The organism is Archangium sp. (assembly GCF_036277355.1).
Lineage (GTDB): Bacteria > Myxococcota > Myxococcia > Myxococcales > Myxococcaceae > Archangium.
The window spans coordinates 21940-36054 of record NZ_DASUNC010000145.1; the positions used below are offsets into that span (position 1 = coordinate 21940).

Sequence of the window (14115 nt, forward strand, 5' to 3'; positions counted from 1 at the left end):
CGCGGCGCCATGTACTTCCAGGATCTCATCCTCACGCTCCAGAATCACTGGGCGAAGCAAGGGTGCATCATCACCCAGCCCTATGATCTCGAAGTGGGTGCGGGCACCATGCACCCGGCCACCTTCCTCCGCGCCCTGGGCCCCGAGCCCTGGAACGTGGCCTACGTGCAGCCCTCGCGGCGTCCCGCCGACGGCCGTTTCGGCGAGAACCCCAACCGCCTGTTCCAGCACCACCAGTTCCAGGTCATCCTCAAGCCCGCGCCCAAGAACGTCCAGCAGCTCTACCTGGACTCCATCCGCGCGTTCGGCATCGATCCGCTCGAGCACGACATCCGCTTCGTCGAGGACGACTGGGAGTCGCCCACCCTGGGCGCCTGGGGTCTGGGCTGGGAGGTCTGGTGTGACGGCATGGAGGTCACCCAGTTCACCTACTTCCAGCAGTGCGGGGGTTTCGAGTGCCGGCCCGTCGCGGCGGAGCTGACGTACGGCCTCGAGCGCATCGCCATGTACCTGCAGAACGTGGAGAACATCTACGACATCGAGTGGGTCAAGGGCGTCAAGTACCGCGAGATCTTCCACGCCAACGAAGTGGAGATGAGTCGGTACGCCTTCCAGGAGTCGGACCCGCAGATGCTGTTCAGCCTGTTCGACGCGTACGAGAAGGAGTGCAAGCGCCTCATCGAGCGCGAGGTGCCGCTGCCCGCGTATGACTACGCGCTCAAGTGCTCGCACGCCTTCAACCTGCTGGACGCGCGCGGGGCCATCTCGGTGACGGAGCGCGCCAACTTCATCAAGCGCGTGCGCGACAACGCGCGCCTGTGCGCCGAGGGCTACCTGAAGATGCGCGAGAAGCTCGGCTTCCCGCTGCTCAAGACGCCCTGGACGGTGGGCGAGCAGCCGCCGGTGCTCGAGGGCAAGGCCGCCAGCGAGTACTGGAAGACGGTGACCTTCAACAAGCCCGCCGAGGCGGAGGTGGCCCGTGGCAAGTGATCTGCTCCTGGAGATCGGCGCCGAGGAGATCCCCGCGTCGTTCATCGTCCCGGCGCTCGCGGACCTCGAGCGCATCATCACCGAGCGCGCGGCCGAGGCCCGGCTGAAGCACGGGGAAGTGCGCACCTACGGCACGCCGCGGCGGCTGGCGGTGTGGGTGAAGGACGTGGCGGAGCGGGGCGAGGACATCACCCGCGAGGTGCTCGGCCCGAGCGCGAAGGCGGCCTTCGACAAGGACGGCAAGCCCACCAAGGCGGCCGAGAAGTTCGCCGAGAGCCAGAAGCTCTCCGTGGACGCGCTGCTGCGCGTGCAGACGCCCAAGGGCGAGTACCTGGGCGCCAAGGTGGAGGAGAAGGGCCGCCCGGCGGCGGACATCTTCAAGGACATCCTCCACGCGGCGGTGCACGGCATCAACTTCCGCAAGACGATGCGCTGGGGCGACGTGGACCAGGCCTTCGCGCGGCCCGTGCAGTGGATGATCGCGCTGCTGGGCAACGAGGTGCTGCCGGTGGTGCTCGGTGACGTGAAGAGCGGCCGTACCACCTACGGCCACCGCTTCCTGTCCCCCGCGCCCATCGAGATCTCCAAGCCCTCGGACTACGAGGCGGCCCTGGAGAAGGCGAACGTGGTGCCGGACATCTCCAAGCGCCGGGCCCAGCTCGTGGAGAAGGTGCGCGCGGCCGCCCAGCAGGCCGGTGGCAAGCTCATGGAGGACGAGTCCCTGGTGGACCAGGTGACCCACCTCGTGGAGCTGCCCAACCCGGTGGTGGGCTCCTTCGAGGAGCGGCACCTGGACCTGCCCCCCGAGGTGCTGGTGCAGGAGATGAAGAGCCACCAGCGCTACTTCTCCGTGGTGGACGGCAACGGCAAGCTGATGCCGCGCTTCATCGCCGTGTCCAACACGCCGGTGCGCGACGTGAACCTGTCCCTTCGCGGCTACCAGCGCGTGCTGCGCTCGCGTCTGGCCGACGGGCGCTTCTTCTTCGACGAGGATCGCAAGACGCCGCTCGAGAGCCGCACCGAGAAGCTCGGGCGCGTGGTGTGGCAGGGTCAGCTCGGCAGCTACGCGGAGAAGGTGGCGCGCTTCCGCTCCCTGTCCGTGAAGCTGGCCGGGTGGACGGGCCACACGGGCCTCACGTCCACCCTCGAACGCGCCGCCACCCTGGCCAAGGCGGACCTCGTCACCGGCATGGTGGGCGAGTTCCCCGAGCTCCAGGGCGTCATGGGCCGTGAGTACGCCCGCGCCGGTGGCGAGCCCGAGGCGGTGGCCCTGGCCATCTTCGAGCACTACCTGCCTCGCACGGCCGAGGACTCGCTGCCCACGCAGGACGCCGGCGCCCTCATCGGCCTGGCGGACCGGCTGGACACGCTCTGCGGCATCTTCGCCATCGGCAAGGGCCCCAGCGGTGCGGCGGATCCGTTCGCCCTGCGGCGCGCCTGCCTGTCCGTCATCCGCATCGTCCTGGGCCGCGGCTACCGCTTCTCGCTCTCCCAGGCGGTGGATGCGGCGCTGGAGCAGCTCGCGCCGAAGATCGCCAACGTCAAGCGCAAGGCCGGGGAGCCCGCGCCCCGCGAGCAGGTGCTCGAGTTCTTCCGCGGCCGCCTCAAGGCGCTGTGGACGGAGCAGTACCGCACCGACGTGGTGGAGGCCGTGCTGTCCGCCGGCTACGACGACCTCGTGGCCGCCCACAAGCGGCTGCAGGCGCTCGCCAGCATCGTGGGCCAGGCGGACTTCGCGCCCCTGGCGGCCGCCTTCAAGCGCGTGGTCAACATCGTCGAGAAGCAGGGCAAGGACGTGTCCCGCGGCGGGGTGGACTCCAACCGCCTCACCGACGAGGCCGAGCGCCAGCTCCACTCGGCCTACGTGCAGGCGCGCTCCCGCGTCACCGACCAGGTCAAGGCCGATGATTTCTCCGGCGCCCTCAAGGAGATCACCGGCCTCAAGCCCACCGTGGACACCTTCTTCGACAAGGTCATGGTGATGGCCGAGGACAAGGACCTGCGCGAGAACCGCATCCGGCTCCTCGTGGAGATCGGCACCCTGTTCAACCAGGTGGCCGACTTCTCGAAGATCCAGGCCGAGGCATGATCTCGGCTGGAGGGTAGCCAACCTCCAGTGGGGGCGTATGGCAGGTAGGGAATAGCCGGGGACCTTTGTAGTTGCCCGGCGTCGGAGCGGTTTCTACACTCCGCCCCCCTTACATGCGCCCCCTTCTCCTCAGTCTCGCGCTCCTGTCCGCCGTCGCGTGCTCCCGAACCGACGAGCGGCCGCCGCCCACGGATCGCTTCGTCTATCCGAGCGGCCTCGTGCACCGCTCGGTGCCCGGCTCCACCAACGGCATCCTCTACGTGGCCAGCGCCAACTTCGACCGGTGCTTCGACCAGGGCACCGTGATGGCGGTCGACCTGGATCGGGTGTCGGGCTCCGGCGGCGATGGCTTGAAGTCCCTCGGCGAGTACGACCCTGCCGCCAAGACGGCGGAGCTCGGACAGCTCAACGTCGCCCCGGAGTCGTTCCGCTACATCGACAACTTCGCGGGAGAGATGGCCCTCTGGGAGCGCACGGATGCCTCGCCCCGGCTCTTCATCCCCACCCGCGGGGACGGAAACTATCTCCACTACGTGGACATCACGGCGCCGACGCAGCTGACCTGCGCGAACAGCCCGCAGAGCAACGACTGCACCGCTGGCGCCCTGTCGCTCGCCTCGGGAGTGGCGGGAGCCCAGGAGGGGCAGCCGCGCGCGGACGCTCCCTTCGGCGTCTCCGTGGATACCTCCGGCATCCCCGATCCCGACGAGGGGAAGGAGGGGGTGCGCGTGTGGGTGACCCACCTGAACCCCGTGGACTCGCCCCAGCGGTCGCAGACGAACTACGAGTCGTACCTGGTGGACGTGCCCGGACAGGAGCCCGGCCTCTCCAGCGCGGACTTCCACCCCCTGAACCTCGCGGGCTTCCCCATCGGCGGCACCAACTCGGTGGTCGCCGATGAGCGGTACGTCTTCTTCACGGGCCGGCTCAGCAACACCCGCATCTCGGATACCACGCTGTCCCGGCGGACGCTGGTGCGCGTGCTGGACAAGCAGAACCTGGAGGCCAACCAGTTCATCGAGCCCGGATTGGATCTGGGCTTCGCCGCGTCGGAGGCGCGCGGGCTCGCACTGACCCCGCGGTCCACGCTGACGCCCTCGGCCCCCCGGCGGCTGTACGTGGCCGTGCGCGAGCCGGATACGCTGCTCATCGTCAACGTGGAGGGCATCGAGACGGCGTCGAACACGCCCAAGCTCACCGTGGTGGGCGCGGTGCCCCTGCCCAACGGTCCCTCCCAGGTGAAGCTGGTGTCTCGCGGCGAGTCGCGCAGCGAGCTGGTGCTGGTGTCCTGCACCGACGCCGGCGTGGTGGCCATCTATGACCCCGAGGTGGGCCAGGTCGTGGCGCAGGTGGCGGTGGGCGAGGTCAACGGCACGCAGTCGCCCCAGCCCTTCGGGCTCGCCGTGCAGCAGCAGGGCGGTGGGGCGCGCATCTTCGCCAGCAACTTCGGGGATGGGCGCATCTCGGTGATCGACATCAAGGAGCTCGGCAGCCCGCAGCTGGCCCGGTTGGTGGCTCATCTGGGAGTCCGGCAGGACGAGGGCGAGTCCGCGCAGTGCCAGGAGGAGCAGCTGTGAAGCGCTTGATCGTGTCGTTGATGGTGGTGGCCGGGGCGCTGTCGTCCGCCTGCACCGAGGAGACGCAGTTCGAACAGAACGCGGGTCTGGCGGGCACGTACGACGTGGCCCTGGTCAGCTATCCGCCGGAGCAGGAAGGGGATGAGCCGGAGCAGTTGCTGTTCGTCACCTCGACGGACAACAACGAGCTGCGCGTGCTCTCGCTCGTGAAGGAACTGGCGGATCGGAAGTTCCTGCGAGCCCCCAATCCGCTGCAGCCGCTCGCCATCCCGGTGCTGCCCCGGCCCCAGGCGCTCACGCGGGACGTGCGCTACGACGGCCATGGGGTGGAGCAGTCCGGCCGGCTCGTGTTCGCGCGCAGCAGCGGCTCGACGCTGATCTCCGTCGTGGACGCGGACCGCGAGGTCCTCAAGGAGGTGCGGCGGCTGGACACCCAGGTGATCACCAAGGCGGGGGGCTCCCCCTCGGAGGGTCCGGTGACGGCCTTCGCGGCCAGGGCTCCCGAGGAGCAGAACGGCGGCACCACGCTCTACTTCGCGACCCAGGAGACCACCGGGGCCCGGCTGTGGTCGGCGCAGTTGCCGGCCCGGAACGGCCTGGGCTCCGGAACGGTCACGGCGACGCCGCTGCCGGGGGAGGGGCTGCCCGCTGGCGTGGCCGTCAACTCCCTCCTCGTGCTGCCCAACCCGCTGGGCGTGTCCCATCGCGGGGTGCTCGCCGTGGCCACGCGCGCCACGCGGGGCGGGGCGGGTCGGGTGTACAGGATGAACCTGGGGACGGAGGGGGCCTCCCCGGTGGTCCAGGAGCTGAACTTCGGCGGCGCGCAGGTGCTCCAGCTCGCCACCCATGGACGCGTGGAATACCCCGAGGTCCGGCAGCTCGATGCCACGACGCGGAAGACGGAGGTCCAGGTCGTGGAAGCCGGCTCGCGCATCTTCGGCATCCTGGATCCGTCCGACTGCGGCGTGCGGCTCCAGTGCACGGGCGTACTGGCCGTGGACGTGGACACGGGCCAGGTGTCCAAGGACCTCTCGGGCAGGGATGCGCTGGGCAATGCCGCGCGCCTGTATGACATGCTGCCCATCGGCGCGGGCACCGGGCTGCCCACGGGCCTGTCGCTGGCCACGGACAGGAACCTGCAGATCGACGCGGGGGAGCCCACGGATCGCCTGGACCCCGACCCCACCGTGACCGCCCGCAGGCAACGCGGCCTCACCGTGCCCGTGCTGGGCATCGTGCCGCTCTCCAACGGGACCATCCTGTTCTTCGACGCGGTGAGGCTGACGCACCTCAACACCGACGCCGTCTGGGGCGAGGGGCAGACGGAGAACACGGTCACCGCCACCGTCTCGTTCATCAACTACCTGGGCGCCTCCTCGGATGCCTCCGCGGACGTCTTCGTCAACCAGACCGCGACGGCGACGGGGGACCAGCAGGATCTGACGTTCGGCGTCACCCGGGATCAGACGTACGTGCTGGTGTACCAGGGGCTCCTGCCCGAGATGGAGGCCGTGGAGCGCAACACGAAGAACAACGATGCGTTCGAGGTCCCCTTCGTGCCGCGAGTGGGCAAGGGACAGGTGGTGTTCCCCGGGGACCTCATCATCCTGCTGTCGGCGCGCACGGGCGGGCAGACGTGTGCCACGGCCGTGCCGGTGGGCTCGGTGGTGCCACCGGCCGACGGCGGCACCCGGGCCACCCTCATCCCCTCGGGGGCGCTCCCGGAGGCGTGCGCCGACTTCCCGTTCTTCCAGGTCCGCGCCGCGGGCACCAGGCCGCTCGTGCTCTCCAGCGGCAGTGAGGACTACATCGATCGGGTGGCCGCGGGTGAGCCCTATGAGATCCGGGGCCCGTACTTCTTCCACCCCCCGGGCTATCAGGGGCAGACCGAGGACGTGGTGCTGCGCTTCCGCGTCACCCGGGCCAACCTGGACGATCCGACCCGGGGCCTCGTCCGCGGGGAGCGCTACGTCATCTCCACCGACTCCCACTTCTTCCCGTACCTCATCTCGGTGGCGCAGGTGGAGGACCTGTTCTTCTTCCGGCTGCCCGGGCCCGTGGTGCAGGCGACGGTGGGCAACAAGGACTACGCCTACATCGCCTATCCCTCGGCCAACGGGGTGCTCGAGGTGGACCTGACGGCCATTACCGCGGGCGTGACCAACAGCAACGGCCTGTCCACGTTCCGGTGAGATTTCGCGTCCCTGGGCGGCTCTGCTAGAGTCCGGGGCACCAGGATTAGCGAGTCAAGACAGATGATCGACCAGAACTCCCGCCCCGCCCGCAAGGTCGGCATCGCCGACCATTTGTGGGAGACCTACGAAGACATGGCCCAGCAGATGGGCTCGGATCGTGACGCGCTCATCAACCAGGCGCTGTTCATGTTCGCCCGCCTCAACGGCTTCATCGAGGTGGCCCGGAACGACCGCTCCGAGGCGCCCGCCCCGCGCGTGGCCGCCGCGGCCCCCAGCAAGTCCGCTCCGCCCGTGCTTCAGCCCGTCGCCGGGGGCGCGTCCGCCAAGGCGGCGCCTCCTCCCCGCGACGACACCCCTCTGCCCGCCCCGGCCCCCCAGCGGCCCTCCCGCGCCGCCGCCGCCGAGGAGCGTCCTCCCGCCAACGCGCTGGACAACGACCCCGCCCGCCGCGAGGTCGCCGAGCGCGTCCTGGAGACCGCCGCCGAGCTCGAGCGCCTCATCAAGGGCAAGAGCAACGAGCCCCGCGAGGAGATCGACGAGGAGCCGCTCCCCGAGGACTCGGACGACTCCGGCATGGACATGGCCGCCGACGAGCCCATGGACGAGGACGAGCCCATGGACGAGGACGAGCCCATGGACGACGAGCCCATGGACGAGCCGGGCGGTGCCGCGCTCATCCTCGCCATGGACAACGCCGAGCCGCAGACGATCACCAAGGACCGCTTCGTCATCGGCCGCGGCAAGCACTGCGACCTGATGATCAACTCCGGCAAGGTCAGCCGCGAGCACGCCGTCATCGTCCGCGAGGGCGACGACTTCTTCATCGAGGACCTGGGCTCCTCCAACGGCACCTGGTTCAACAAGCAGCGGATCAAACGCCGCAAGGTGGAGGACGGCGACGAGTACTTCATCTGCAGCGAGCGGGTGCGGCTCTCCTACGCCTGAGCGCCTGCTTCCGCGCCGGGGACCGGGCTGTTGGCCAATTGACGGAGAGCGGCCCTCCCTGATTTAGTTCCCAAATCCGCCTCTTTCCGGATTGAGAGGCGGATTGAACATGACTTCCTCTCACATCGCACTCTGGACCGTCCTGGGAGTGGCGCTGGTGATCTCGGTGGCCACGGACGTACTGAGCCGCCGGATCCTGGACGTCGTCACGTACCCGTTGATGGCGGTGGCCCTGGGCGTTCGCCTGTGGTCCGAGGGCGTGGGCGGCCTGGAGACGGGGCTGGTGAGTGGCGTGGTGTCCGGGCTGGGGCTGGCGCTGCTGCTGGTGCCGGCGGCGAGGGGCGGGAAGATGGGGTGGGGCGACGTGAAGTTGATGGCGGGGGTAGGGGCGGTGCTGGGCTTTCCCACGGTGATGGCGGCGGCGGCCTTCATCTCCCTGGCGGGTGCGCTGCAGGCGGTGGTGACGCTGCTGTGGCACGGCGCCGTCTGGGAGACCATGGGCCACATGGTGCGGCGGTGGGCGGTCCGGGTCCGGCTGATGGACGAGAGCGCGGTCAGCGCACCGGGGCACCACATCCCCTACGGCGTGGCGATCGCACTGGGTACTTTCTGGGCCATGTACTGGCAGCACGACAAACTGGGGTAGTTCGGATGCGACGCGAAGGGACTCTCACGATGCTTGGACGCTTCACGCAGGTGGCCGCGCTCGGCACCCTGCTGGCCCTGTTCGCCGCGGGCTCCGCTCGGGCCCAGGATAGCAGCACCATCAACCTCGGCGTGGGCACCCAGAAGGTGATCACCGTGCCCGGTACCACCCGCATCGCGCTGGGAGATCCGGGCGTGGCCGAGGTGAAGGTCATCGGCAACAACCAGATCCTCCTGCAGGGCCAGGCCGAGGGCAAGACGACGCTGCTCGTCTGGAAGAGCTCCGGCCAGCGCGTGAGCTACCTGGTCACCGTGCGCAAGCAGGACCCCAACGAGGTCATCTCCGAGCTCAAGAAGCTGCTCGGGGAGATTGAAGGCGTGTCCGTGCGCATGGTGGGTGACCGCATCTACCTGGAAGGGCAGGCGTACACCGCGGGCGACGCCGAGCGCATCGATCAGGTGGTGTCGCTCTACCCGAACGTGAAGAGCTTCGTGAAGGTGGCGCCCAACGCCAAGAAGCTGGTGGCGCAGAACCTCACCGCGGCCTTCCAGAAGGCGGGCCTGCGCAACGTGCAGGTGAACGTGGTGGGCTCCACCATCTTCCTGGAGGGCTCGGTGGAGAGCCAGCAGGACCTGCAGAAGTCCGAGCTCATCGTCAAGGCGGTGGGCGAGAAGGTGGAGAACCTGCTCGTCGTCGGCATCAAGCGGATGATCCTCTCCGAGGTGCAGTTCGTGGAGATCCGCCGCAACTCGCGCGACCGCTACGGCATCAAGTACCCCACCGACATCACCGGCAGCGTGTCCGCCACCACCTCGCTCACCCAGAGCCTCTATCCCGGCACGTTCGGCTCGGGCAGCGGCCTGATGGGAATCGTCGGCGGCTCGGACTTCTCCATCGGCTTCCAGGGCAACGACGGCTACGGCCGGCTCCTGGCGCAGCCCAAGCTGGTGTGCGCCAGCGGCGAGAAGGCCGAGTTCCTCGCGGGCGGTGAGGTGCCCATCCCCCTCATCACCCAGAACCAGTTCTCGGTGGAGTACAAGCCCTACGGCGTCATCCTCAACCTGCGCCCCACCGCGGACCGCAACGGCAACATCCAGACGGAGATCGAGGCCGAGGCGAGCGAGATCGACACCTCGGTGGCCGTGTCCTTCGGCAGCTCCTCGGCCATCCCCGGCTTCCGCACCCGCAAGGTGAAGACGAACGTCACCGTGCGCCACGGCGAGACGATCGTCCTGTCGGGCGTGTTCAGCCACGACGAGCAGAAGGCCGTCTCCAAGCTGCCGGGCCTGGGTCACATCCCCATCATCGGCGAGCTCTTCAAGAACCGCGCGTTCGACTCCACCAAGCGCGAGCTGGTCATCTTCGTCACGCCCCGCATCGTCAACCCGGACTCGGACAAGATCCGGACGATCATCGAGGACGTGAAGAGCCGCTACAAGCAGGCCCGCTCCGAGGTCAACTTCAACATCTTCGACTGAGCGCCCGCACGGCTGCTCGGCTGCTTGAGGCCGGCCTCGTCCCCCAGGGGATGGGCGCCGGCCTCGCTGCTTTGTTGGCCCAACGCGTTGCCTCCTCTTTGAGGGGACGTGCGTGCTTGGTAGCATCCGCGCCATGTTTCTCGTCACGCTCGAGGAGAAGGGCGGAGGTACCGAGCAGATCGAGTTCGAAAAGAACGAGATCACCATCGGCCGCCTCGCTGGCAATGACATCGTCCTCGCCAAGGGCAACGTCTCCAAGTACCACTCGAAGATCGTCGAAAAGGACGGCAAGCTCATCGTCGTGGACATGAAGTCCACGAATGGCACCTTCGTGAACGGCAAGAAGATCGCCGGTCCGCAGGTGGTGAAGCCGGCCGATCAGATCTTCATCGGCGATTACATCATCAACGTGGAGCCCCTGGAGGAGCAGGGCTCCATGACGCGCACCGCGCCTCCCGAGGAGGAGTACTACGAGGAGGAGCAGGGCTACGACGACGGCGGGCAGGGCGCCTACGAGGAGGAGGAGCCGGAGCCTCCGCCCCCGGCCCCGGCCGCCAACGCGCGCATGCCGGCCTCGCTGGCCTCGGCGCTGGCCAAGAACAAGAAGCGCGTGGACCCCCGGCTCGAGGCCTATACCCGGCTCCAGAAGGAGATCCACGACCGGTTGATCGAGTACCTCGATCTGCGCCGCATGGACATGGACCGGCTCGGCGACGACGAGCTGTGGCGGCGCACCGAGAAGGCCATCCGCGACATCATCGATCAGATGGAAGCGGACGGAGAGCTCCCGCCCGAGGTGGACCGGGAAGAGCTGCTCACCGACGTCATCAACGAGGCGCTGGGCCTGGGGCCCCTCGAGGCGTTCCTCGCGTCGGATGAGATCAGCGAGATCATGGTGAACCACGCCAACCAGATCTACATCGAGCGCAAGGGCAAGCTCGTCCTGTCCGAGAAGACGTTCAGCTCGAACCAGGCGGTGCTCGGCGTGATCGAACGCATCGTCGCGCCCATCGGCCGGCGCATCGACGAGTCCAGCCCGCTGGTGGACGCGCGCCTGAAGGACGGCAGCCGCGTGAACGCCATCATCCCTCCGCTGGCGCTCAAGGGGCCCTGCATCACCATCCGCAAGTTCAAGAAGGACTCGCTGAAGATCCAGGATCTCATCAAGTACAAGACCGTCACGGCGCAGATGGCCGAGTTCCTGGAGATGTGCGTCAAGGCGCGCAAGAACATCGTCATCTCGGGCGGTACGGGCTCGGGCAAGACGACGACGCTCAACATCATCAGCTCCTTCATCCCCGAGGACGAGCGCATCGTCACGGTGGAGGACGCCGCCGAGCTCCAGCTGCCGCAGGATCACTGGGTGCAGCTGGAGAGCCGCCCGCCCAACCTGGAAGGCAAGGGCGCCATCTCCATCCGCGACCTGGTGAAGAACTGCCTGCGCATGCGGCCGGACCGCATCGTGGTGGGAGAGTGCCGCGCGGGCGAGACGCTGGACATGCTCCAGGCGATGAACACGGGCCACGACGGCTCGCTCACCACGCTGCATGCCAATACGCCTCGCGACGCCATCGCCCGGCTGGAGACGATGGTGCTGATGAGCGGCATGGAGCTGCCGGTGAAGGCCATCCGCGAGCAGATCGCCAGCGCCGTGCACATCATCGTGCAGCAGACGCGCTTCTCGGACGGGACGCGGAAGATCTGCTTCATCACGGAGATCGCCGGCATGGAGGTGGACATCGTCACCCTCCAGGACATCTTCTATTACAAGCAGGAAGGCTTCACGGAAGACGGGAAGGTGCGCGGGCGCTACGTGGCCAGCGGCTTCGTGCCGAAGTTCTACGATGACCTGCAGCGCAAGGGCATCCCCGTCAACATGAGCATCTTCCGCGAGGACTGACGCCCCCATGCCTACCCTGGTCGTCCGTCACCCCGACGGCAGCGAGAGCGAGCACGAGCTTTCCGGTGAGCTGAAGATCGGCCGCCAGGAAGGCCAGAATGATCTGGTCCTTGCCGAGGGCGGTGTGTCGCGCCGCCACTCCCGCTTCGTCGTGGAGGGCGGCAAGGTGATGGTGGAGGACGTGGGCAGCGCCAACGGCACCTTCGTGGACGGCCAGCGCATCACCGGCATGACGGTGCTCACGCCCAAGTCCCAGGTGCTGCTGGGCGACTACGAGCTGCGGCTCAAGGCGGCCGCGGGCCCGCGCACCACCGGCGCGCGCAAGCCGGCGGAGCCCGCGGAGGAGGGTGGCGGCGCTCCCATGCCCCGCTCCGCCACCCGGGCCATGCCCGCCATCAAGCGGCCCGCGCCGGGTGCTGGAGGCCCCTCGGCCCTGGCGAAGCGTCCCCGGCCCGGGAGCCCCGGCGCCGCGGCACCGGGCGCGAGCGAGGGCGCGGAGACGGGCGGTCTGGTGCTCAAGGGCCTCACCGGGCCCTGGGCCAACAAGCGCTACCCCGTGCAGGGCAAGCTGGTGGTGGGCCGCCAGGCGCCCGCCACGGTGGTGCTGGATGACGACTCGGTGAGCCGCAAGCACGCCGAGGTGGAGCAGACGCCCGAGGGCGCGGTGCTGCGCGACCTGGGCAGCGCCAACGGCACGTTGGTCAACGGCGAGCCCATGGGCACGCAGCCGGTGGTGCTGCAGCCCGGCGACGTCATCACCTTCGGCATGGTGGAGGTGGAGGTCGAGGGCTCCGCCGGGGCCTCCCACCTGCCCGTGCGGCGTGGGCGGGACGTGCCCTCGCGGCGTGGCACGGGCGCGGAGGCGGCGCCAGCGGCCGAGGCGGAGGCGGGAGGTGCTCCGGCCTCGCGCAAGCGGCTGCTGGTGGTGGCCGCCAGCGTGGTGGGTCTGCTGCTGGTGGCGGGGATCGTCAAGAGCACCCAGGGGAGCGGCCCGGGTACCTCACCCGCCAAACTGGCTCCTCCGCCTCCGAGCCCCACCGAGCTGGTGCAGGAGTCGCTCAGCCAGTGCCGTTCCTACTCCTCCATGGAGGGCAGCGAGCCGGACTGGGTGAAGGCCGAGGCCGCCTGCTCCAAGGCGCTGGACATCGATCCGATCAACGCCGAAGCCAACACGCTGATGCGCCGCATCAAGCTGGAGAAGGAGTCGGCCGACCTCTACGTGCAGGGCCAGAAGGCCCTCGGGCGCCTGAAGGAGGAGGAGGCGCTGGACATCTTCAAGAAGATTCCCAAGGAGAGCGCCTACTTCCGCCGCGCCAAGCCCAAGGTGCAGGAGGCGGTGGCCCAGGTGGTGAAGCGCGCCGAGGACGACTGCAAGCGCTACCTGCGCGACGCCCAGTGGGCTCCCGCGGTGCAGACGTGCGGCCGCTACATGGGCTTCGCCTGCCAGAAGATGTCCCGCGAGGAGCTGGAGCCCCCCATCGGCTTCAACCTGGTGCTGGAGAAGAAGAAGCGGCTGGGGCGCAACGAGTGGCGGCCCAAGGACAGGATCTACCTGGACTTCCTCATCGCCCGGAAGAAGGTGGAGCCCAATGCCGCTCCGTGGCTCTGCCCGGTGTCGGACATCTTCTTCCAGGACGAGGCCGCGCCGGATCCGAAGAAGATCGTGGAGGACACCTTCAAGCAGCGCCTGTCCCACAAGTTCCTGGTCGCGGGCATGATGGACTACTGGAGTGGACGCGGGGGCGAGGCGGTCGCCACCCTGCAGAAGCTGCGCTCCAACTACGAGCTGGCCCAGTACCACAACGACGCGGACAAGCTGCTCACGGACGTGAGCAACGTGGATCAGCTCTTCAAGATCGGCCAGGGCCACCTGCAGAACGAGGACGTGGAGAAGGCCGCCGAGCCCCTGCAGGAGGCGCTGGAGGTGGACAAGCGGCTGATGGGCGATATGGCCGACACCCGCCCGTCCTTCTACAAGCGCAACATCCAGCAGGACATGGCCTCCAAGGCCATCACGCGGGGCACGTTCTGGGATGAGCGCGGAGATCAGCGCCGCGCCTGCCGCATCTGGAAGCTGGGCTTCCGCTTCTACGCGGGCAACACGGACCTGAACTACCAGGTGGGCCGCTGCTCCACGCGTGGCCTCAAGGCGCTCAAGGCCGCCGCCACCTGCGAGGATCTGGATGCCGTGCTGGACCTCGCCGTGCCGGGTGACGGGCTCGAGGAGAAGGTGGTGGCCACGAAGAAGGAGAACGGCTGCTGAACCCCGGGACGCCCCGGGAGCGTTGACGGGTG

General features: G+C 68.6%; 9 protein-coding genes. All 9 read left to right on the forward strand.

The features are described from left to right. The first annotated feature begins 9 nt into the window (after nucleotides 1-9). The 9 genes from glyQ (at nucleotide 10) to VFZ09_RS35305 (ending at nucleotide 14083) form a co-directional block, all read left to right on the forward strand. Nucleotides 10-990 (forward strand): glycine--tRNA ligase subunit alpha, encoded by a 981-nt coding sequence (glyQ, locus tag VFZ09_RS35265; protein ID WP_329732144.1) that lies wholly within the window; start codon nucleotides 10-12, stop codon nucleotides 988-990. Continuing rightward, nucleotides 980-3079: a glycine--tRNA ligase subunit beta gene (glyS, locus tag VFZ09_RS35270; RefSeq protein WP_329732145.1), complete on the forward strand. Its 2100-nt coding sequence runs from the start codon at nucleotides 980-982 to the stop codon at nucleotides 3077-3079. The genes glyQ and glyS overlap by 11 nt, the downstream gene beginning before the upstream one ends. A gap of 113 nt (nucleotides 3080-3192) precedes the next feature. Further along, nucleotides 3193-4656, forward strand: a complete 1464-nt coding sequence (locus VFZ09_RS35275) for a hypothetical protein (RefSeq protein ID WP_329732146.1) — start codon at nucleotides 3193-3195, stop codon at nucleotides 4654-4656. Then, nucleotides 4653-6848 carry a hypothetical protein gene (locus VFZ09_RS35280; protein ID WP_329732147.1) on the forward strand — a complete coding sequence of 732 codons (2196 nt, stop codon included), beginning with the start codon at nucleotides 4653-4655 and terminating at the stop codon, nucleotides 6846-6848. Before VFZ09_RS35275 ends, VFZ09_RS35280 begins: the two co-directional genes overlap by 4 nt. 63 nt (nucleotides 6849-6911) lie before the next feature. After that, entirely contained in the window at nucleotides 6912-7796 is an 885-nt protein-coding gene (locus VFZ09_RS35285; RefSeq protein ID WP_329732148.1) for an FHA domain-containing protein, read from the forward strand. Between the two features lie 109 nt (nucleotides 7797-7905). Then, a complete protein-coding gene (locus tag VFZ09_RS35290) occupies nucleotides 7906-8442 on the forward strand; it encodes an A24 family peptidase (protein ID WP_329732149.1) in 537 nt (178 codons plus the stop codon). Between the two features lie 29 nt (nucleotides 8443-8471). Beyond that, entirely contained in the window at nucleotides 8472-9920 is a 1449-nt protein-coding gene (locus VFZ09_RS35295) for a type II and III secretion system protein family protein (RefSeq protein WP_329732150.1), read from the forward strand. 133 nt (nucleotides 9921-10053) lie between these two features. After that, nucleotides 10054-11820, forward strand: coding sequence for an ATPase, T2SS/T4P/T4SS family (locus VFZ09_RS35300; RefSeq protein ID WP_329732166.1), 1767 nt, complete (start codon nucleotides 10054-10056; stop codon nucleotides 11818-11820). Between the two features lie 7 nt (nucleotides 11821-11827). After that, complete coding sequence (locus VFZ09_RS35305; protein WP_329732151.1) at nucleotides 11828-14083, forward strand: FHA domain-containing protein; 2256 nt, start codon at nucleotides 11828-11830, stop codon at nucleotides 14081-14083. The last annotated feature ends 32 nt before the right edge of the window (nucleotides 14084-14115 follow it).